Here is a 6,000-nt window from a genome sequence, read left to right as displayed (position 1 = left end):
CACTTGAACACAAAGAATCTGGTGAACGCTTGTACCTTACTTCTAAAAACAAACGTAACACTCCAGACCGTCTTCAATTGAAGAAATACTCACCAAAACTTCGCAAACACGTTGTGTTTACAGAAGTTAAATAATACAACATACAGAAAGCCTATGAAATCAACATTTCTAAGGCTTTTTCTTTTAAGTTTAGCAAAATAACTGAATTTTAACTGATTATAATAATCAAGAGATTATTTTAGACAAATCTATCATAGCTTGTTCAATCTTATGTTTTCCTTTTTGCATAACATGAAGATAGATTTTTTCTATTTCTCTACTATCTTCTGAATGTCCCACAAACTCTCGAATAACGTTTAAGCTTACATTCTTATCAGCCATGACTGAAACAAAACTATGTCGGAACATATGGGGAACTATGTGAACAGGCCTACCAAAATCAACTAGGTCATCAATATCCTTATAGGATTTTCCACTTTTCTTATTATACTTAGCGGACTGACTAGTTCCACCTCTTAAGAACATTGAAATTTCTGTATGATACAATGGACTGCCCTGCTGGTTCTTCCCTTTTATGTATACCCTAGTAAAAATATATCCCATATCATGATAAGTCGGATTAAATCTCGCCTGAAACTTATTTCTTTCAATATATTTAAGTAAAATTTGTTCTACTTTTGGTGACATCGGAATAGTTCTAACGCTTTCTTTAGTTTTTAGAATTGCTCTATATCGTTCCTTCTCATCACGCAAGCCTTCTTCTGCCATTTCTTTGTCAGTCTTATTATGGCTTGCCCTCTGCCAATGAACCTTAATGAGTTTATTCTTGAAATCTAGAACATCTTCATTCAAACCTAATGCTTCACTCGGTCTCATACCTGTCAAGTAGATAATTCTGAGTACATCAGCAACTAGTTCATTATTATGTCGCTTAGTCCAATTTTCAATAATTTTAAATACTTGATTAGCCTCTTCAACTTCAAGATATTTTTCAGCTATATCTTCCCTAAGTTTCGCCTGCTCTTCTGCACTTGTTAGTGTCTTACGCTTAACCCTCTTATTCAAAATAGGGTGTTGCGACGCTGTCAATTCTCCTTGTTCTACCGCCCAATCAAATATCATTTTAAGATAGATATGAATGTTCTTTGAAGTTCCCTCACTTGCATTATTTATAATATCTTGCATTTTTTCCTGTTCCATACAGAACTGTTTAAGGCTCATATTTTCGTTGAAATATGGGGAAATATGCTGGTTATAAACACTAACTCTAGTCTTTAGAGTATTCTTGGCAGGCTTAACACGATTGACCCACCACTTAAAAGCTAAACCGTATAATTCACTGTTTTCATCATACGGTCTAGCTATCTCTTTGAGGCATAAAGTTTTACTAGGCTCTAATTTCTTTGGTTTTTCTCCAGTCAAATCTAATACGGTTTCATCAATCATTTCATTTAATATCTTTGAAACTTTTGTAATCAGCTGACTATTCTTTATATCAGAAATAAGTAACTTCTCATGTCCCTTACTGTCCTTTCCTGTTGGTATTGCCTTAGTCGTATACCACCCTTTATTTTCTCCCCTTGTAAGGTACTTATAACGACTTTTTGTTATCAAAGGATGAGTATATCTCATTGCAAACTTAACAAGCACGTTGCCCTTTTTAGAAGGGTCTGGTTTCCATTGATAAACAGTTAGAACTCGAGTAGTCTTACCTACCTTCATTTTTACCCCCTTATACTAAGCTATAACTGCCTCATTTTCATGGAAAATCTTATAATCAAACCAATCTTTAAATACCTCCGCATGAATAAAGACATTCCCATGAGTTCCACAAATTCCAAAAGAATATGGACTATTTCTCATTTGACGAATGTAGTGATCCAATGTAGGTAATTTCATACCCTTCCAAAGTTCATCTAAAAATTCTTTCTTCCGATACCAATTTTTAGTTAAATCATAGTCTGACTTTGTCTTAAGCTCTATCATTGGAATACTTTCCTTTCTTATGCTATAATCTAGTTAGTTAATTTTTAGAGGCGACTTATTTTCAAGTCGTCTTTTTTTGTCCCCAAAATTGAGAACTATTCTGCTCTCTTACATATTGCTCTATATCCTTTTCATCGTTATCAGTTAGCCTCGAAAGCCCCTCTTTAAGTAAGCTTTGAATGTATTCCTCTGCCTTTTGAACATCATAGGCCTGATACTTTGCAATATAGACTTTTGCTAATGTTTTCGCAACTTGTTTCTCTGTCCAAGCCTCAGACTGCCGTAGTGTCGTTTTAGCCCTTGTAATACTAAGAACTGTCTGGTTTTCAGTTCCTAGATAATCTATCCACCACTTGACTTTTTTTCTTCTCCAATGATTGCTATCTGTCGCATTTGGACGAACAAAGCGATAATGACCATTGATAGCTTCAAAATAGATTGACGATAATGGACGTTTTAAAAATAACTGCTCTGCAATTATATTAGCCTTTTCCTGCCAACATCTAAGCTCTGCGCGAATCCAAGACGGAACTTCTACAAGCTCTTGCTTACCAAGTTGCTCCATGCGTTTATTATATATGCACCACTGCTGATTACCTCGTGAACCTATTGCAACTGTTTCTCCTACACGCTCACCAGAATCTAGAACTGATTTCTCATGATATTCAAAGTGTTTTGCTTTCGAGACACATAATCCTTTCTTGCAATAGTCATATATACGTTGGACATCTAAGCTACCGTCAAATATGTCGTGGGCAATATCTAAACGAGTGAAATTAACATTATACTGGTATAAACGAGTAATTAAGGCAATCCAATTATTTTCGTTACTGTTTAAAAATTCTTCATATTGACGACAACCTTGCCCTTTTAATTCAATAAATACACCCATAGAAAGCCTATCAGCATTAAAATACACCTTAATTTCTGAACAAGAATAATGTTGCTTATACTTATTTATGCCCCAATCATTCAATGTAAAGTTTTCAAGAGGAATCAAAAGGATGTCAGTCAGAACTCTTTCTGGCGGGACATCCTTAACACTTACAGCAAAATAATCTATTCTAACTGTATTCATAGGATTATTCTCCTAGAACTTTAATATCCTCACACACAATTTTTACACCTGCCCAATTACTTCTAGCCATGTTCCAAGCTAGTCTAACCTTAGGCCGAATCAATTCAACAGAAACATTCAACAAAGAATCATTTTGAGCAAGCTTTGCAATCTTATCCAGATTTCCGATAATTTCTAGGTTAATCGCTTTTAAGTCATCAGTAGAAATTCCCATTTCAGTTAGAACTTTCACTTTGTCAGCGTCAAGCACAGTAGAAGTAATTTTACTTACTTCATCTGTCTTCACGTTTTCGCCGTTGACTTCTTTGTATTTGTTGTTCACCCTAACTGACAAAATCACTACTTTCTTAGGAATATCAAACTGTGACATTTCAAGGTCAAGCAATCCAATTTTAATGTTTGTATCTGTCATATTGTAAACCATATTTTTTCTCCTTTAATTCCGTATCCTACATGAAAACACCTCTCATCCTTACTCTCCCAAGAGTTTGCGACCTCTTGGTACAACTAGCAAGCCGTAACCCCTTACGTACCAAGGGTTTAGAGTACATTTCATGTATGTGTGCACCCCCTATTAGTACTGGGGCTGTTTTTTCTGACCTCCTGCAAAGCAGTCGGTTGGCTCTTTCTCCCTAGCAAAAAGAGGAACGCTCCGCTCGATTCTGCCCCTCCTGGGCAATCGTCCCTCCCTATTTTGCTAGCTCGAAAGACCGTAATCTGAGTTTGGTAAAATACTCAACGGTTCATTGTTTATCCTCGTTAATACCTCTATTTGCCTTTTTGATAAATCTTCAAGAGACTTACCCTCCATAGCTAATGCCCACCACACAGTTTTTTCAATCGTACAATTAGGGCAGGTTCTGGGGGATAAAATTCTAAAACTACCCATTATTGGAGGATATTCCCATCCTTTATCAAAAGCTAAATCTGAATCAATGATTTCACTTTTTTCACATACCTCGCAAATATGCTTCAACAGCATTTCAAATACCACCTTACATTATTCTAATTCATCTACAATTTGCATATGTACTACTTGTAAAATTTGTAACAAAGCTTTATAAGGATTTTCATCACATTCAGTAGCACCCATTAAACTGCCGTTCGATAACTTGACAACAACACTAATTTCGTTCATTTCTCATCCTCATATACCTATCACAAGCTTCGTCAAAATATTCCTCAAAGTCTAATTCATCAGACTTAAACGGTGTCTCGACATACCGAGGAGTAGGGATAACCCCATCTATTTGAATGTACCCTGTCCCAATGTCGCAAGTTTTATAATCAATATCTTGACTTGAAAACATCATGCGACAGGAGTCAGAATCAGCCGTAGTTGCTCCTAATAAAAGAGCTACCCCAAAATTCTGTCTCATATAGGTAGGAATGAAGTCACTAGATGCCCTTTGCAAACCGACTATCACCTCTATTGAAGCTTGGCGTGATTTTACTAATAGACTTCCAAGGTTCGACATTGCCTCTTGATAGGCTTGTTTCCCTTCTTTAGTCGTTTCTGCCTCTGTTTTGAAAGCAATCCCCTCATCAAGCACAATTATCAGAGGAGTGTTCCCCTTAACTTCAGCCCACGATAACACTTTTCCTTTAGAAATATAGGTATCTGGGTTATCCGCCATAACCTGAAAGCGTCTATTCATTTCCAAGACAGCCTCGCGAAGGGCACCAGAAATTTGAAAGGGAGAATTATAAACTACTTTATAGCCTAACCTATCCTCTAACTTTTTACCAACAACAAAAGAGAGTTCTCCTTTTTTGGGGTCTAATAACTTAATTTCAGAACCTAAACACAAGTATTGAGCCACTAGGTTCTCTATCATCACTGTTTTCCCTGATTTGGTCGAGCCAGCTAGGAGTACATGCGGAGGAGACCCGAACTCCCAACTAACGCTTTCAGAGATTGTTATCACGTTTTCATTGTGTAGAGTATCCTCCCAAGAAATTCTTTTCTCGGGATATTTTCTGAATGTATACTTAACAGAACTACAAGTCTTTACTTTTTTTTCCAAGTTTAAATTCAAACAAGCACTCAAATATACATCTAACTCTGACACCTTATTAGAGAAATTATCACCCATAACATAAGCATAAACAACTATATATTCCTCATCTATAGAAAATTCAAGAACCACGGAACGAACTATAACTCCGTCAGAAGAAGATATAAATAGGTTGTTAGATTCGAGCAAGAAGAGTAATCGCTCCCTTATAGCAAGGATGGGCTGTATTCTATTGTATAGTTCACTCAGCTTAGATATAAATTTATTGGCGATTAAAATTTCTAAGACCACAGCCAAAACTAGTAAAAGTCCTGAGATGTTAAAGATTAAAACCAGTAAAATAAAGATAAAGATTTGAGATAGTATAGAAGCCCAATAAAAATTCTTCATTAAGGAGGTTGATAATATGTACGACTCACAAAGGGAGACCCTACGATTTATACGAAACATATTTTACCTCATCTTATTTCTTATATCCTTGATAATAAAAGAAAGAGCGATAAGCTTAACCCTTAAGAAATAGTAAAGAAAAGCCACAAAAAAAATGAAAGCTATAAGGGACAATACTATACTTAAGAGGGAGCCAAAACCTGCGGGATTATACACAGATAAAAGAGCGAAGACGAACATACAAAAAAAGCAAAATCTATATTTCTTTATCATTGTTTTTTCCTCTTTTAAACATAGCTGGTAATATCGATAAAAATTGAATTAAAAAGACTATAAAAGCTACGACTAAGGCAAATTTCGCAGATAAAAATGGATTATAAGAAGAAAATTCCAAATGCGCTCCAAACCCAGCAAAAAAGCTGATAATTAACAATAAAGTCAGAGAAGTTGTTTTCCAGAAGTATTCATTAACTTTCATTTTCGTATTTCCTTTCAAATTTTAAAAATAAAGGGAGGGATTAACCTAAC

The 6,000-nt window shown here is 35.5% G+C and carries 9 protein-coding genes; 1 reads left to right on the top strand and 8 read right to left on the bottom strand.

Translation table 11 applies throughout. From position 1 onward, the window contains the following. On the top strand, nucleotides 1-134 hold a 134-nt coding region (rpmG, locus tag PAN07_RS14560), incomplete at its 5' end, for a 50S ribosomal protein L33 (RefSeq protein WP_269798184.1). Between the two features lie 91 nt (nucleotides 135-225). Here the strand turns inward: rpmG and PAN07_RS14555 are convergent. The 8 genes from PAN07_RS14555 to PAN07_RS14520 form a co-directional block, all read right to left on the bottom strand. Continuing rightward, nucleotides 226-1,722, bottom strand: coding sequence for a site-specific integrase (locus PAN07_RS14555; RefSeq protein ID WP_000862760.1), 1,497 nt, complete (start codon nucleotides 1,720-1,722; stop codon nucleotides 226-228). Between the two features lie 15 nt (nucleotides 1,723-1,737). Then, nucleotides 1,738-1,986: a hypothetical protein gene (locus tag PAN07_RS14550; RefSeq protein WP_000571454.1), complete on the bottom strand. Its 249-nt coding sequence runs from the start codon at nucleotides 1,984-1,986 to the stop codon at nucleotides 1,738-1,740. Between the two features lie 61 nt (nucleotides 1,987-2,047). Then, nucleotides 2,048-3,064: a replication initiation factor domain-containing protein gene (locus tag PAN07_RS14545; protein WP_057517287.1), complete on the bottom strand. Its 1,017-nt coding sequence runs from the start codon at nucleotides 3,062-3,064 to the stop codon at nucleotides 2,048-2,050. Between the two features lie 4 nt (nucleotides 3,065-3,068). Then, nucleotides 3,069-3,488, bottom strand: coding sequence for a hypothetical protein (locus PAN07_RS14540; RefSeq protein WP_000262970.1), 420 nt, complete (start codon nucleotides 3,486-3,488; stop codon nucleotides 3,069-3,071). A gap of 273 nt (nucleotides 3,489-3,761) precedes the next feature. Then, nucleotides 3,762-4,058, bottom strand: a complete 297-nt coding sequence (locus PAN07_RS14535; protein WP_269798183.1) for a hypothetical protein — start codon at nucleotides 4,056-4,058, stop codon at nucleotides 3,762-3,764. Between the two features lie 6 nt (nucleotides 4,059-4,064). After that, nucleotides 4,065-4,202 (bottom strand): hypothetical protein, encoded by a 138-nt coding sequence (locus PAN07_RS14530; RefSeq protein WP_001002894.1) that lies wholly within the window; start codon nucleotides 4,200-4,202, stop codon nucleotides 4,065-4,067. Then, nucleotides 4,189-5,532, bottom strand: a complete 1,344-nt coding sequence (locus tag PAN07_RS14525) for an FtsK/SpoIIIE domain-containing protein (protein ID WP_057517436.1) — start codon at nucleotides 5,530-5,532, stop codon at nucleotides 4,189-4,191. The genes PAN07_RS14530 and PAN07_RS14525 overlap by 14 nt, the downstream gene beginning before the upstream one ends. 196 nt (nucleotides 5,533-5,728) lie before the next feature. Then, on the bottom strand, nucleotides 5,729-5,950 hold the full coding sequence (locus PAN07_RS14520; protein ID WP_000867242.1) for a hypothetical protein: 222 nt from the start codon (nucleotides 5,948-5,950) through the stop codon (nucleotides 5,729-5,731). Nucleotides 5,951-6,000: the final 50 nt, after the last annotated feature.

The sequence above is a fragment of the Streptococcus sp. SM5 genome (genome assembly GCF_027497975.1).
This window is presented reverse-complemented; position numbering and strand designations above follow the sequence as displayed.

Excerpts from the sequence above, each read along its gene's own strand:
- PAN07_RS14555 (WP_000862760.1), bottom strand. The coding sequence starts at position 1,722 with ATGAAGGTAGGTAAGACTACTCGAGTTCTAACTGTTTATCAATGGAAA.
- PAN07_RS14550 (WP_000571454.1), bottom strand. The coding sequence starts at position 1,986 with ATGATAGAGCTTAAGACAAAGTCAGACTATGATTTAACTAAAAATTGG.
- PAN07_RS14545 (WP_057517287.1), bottom strand. The coding sequence starts at position 3,064 with ATGAATACAGTTAGAATAGATTATTTTGCTGTAAGTGTTAAGGATGTC.
- PAN07_RS14540 (WP_000262970.1), bottom strand. The coding sequence starts at position 3,488 with ATGGTTTACAATATGACAGATACAAACATTAAAATTGGATTGCTTGAC.
- PAN07_RS14530 (WP_001002894.1), bottom strand. The coding sequence starts at position 4,202 with ATGAACGAAATTAGTGTTGTTGTCAAGTTATCGAACGGCAGTTTAATG.
- PAN07_RS14525 (WP_057517436.1), bottom strand. The coding sequence starts at position 5,532 with ATGTTTCGTATAAATCGTAGGGTCTCCCTTTGTGAGTCGTACATATTA.
- PAN07_RS14520 (WP_000867242.1), bottom strand. The coding sequence starts at position 5,950 with ATGAAAGTTAATGAATACTTCTGGAAAACAACTTCTCTGACTTTATTG.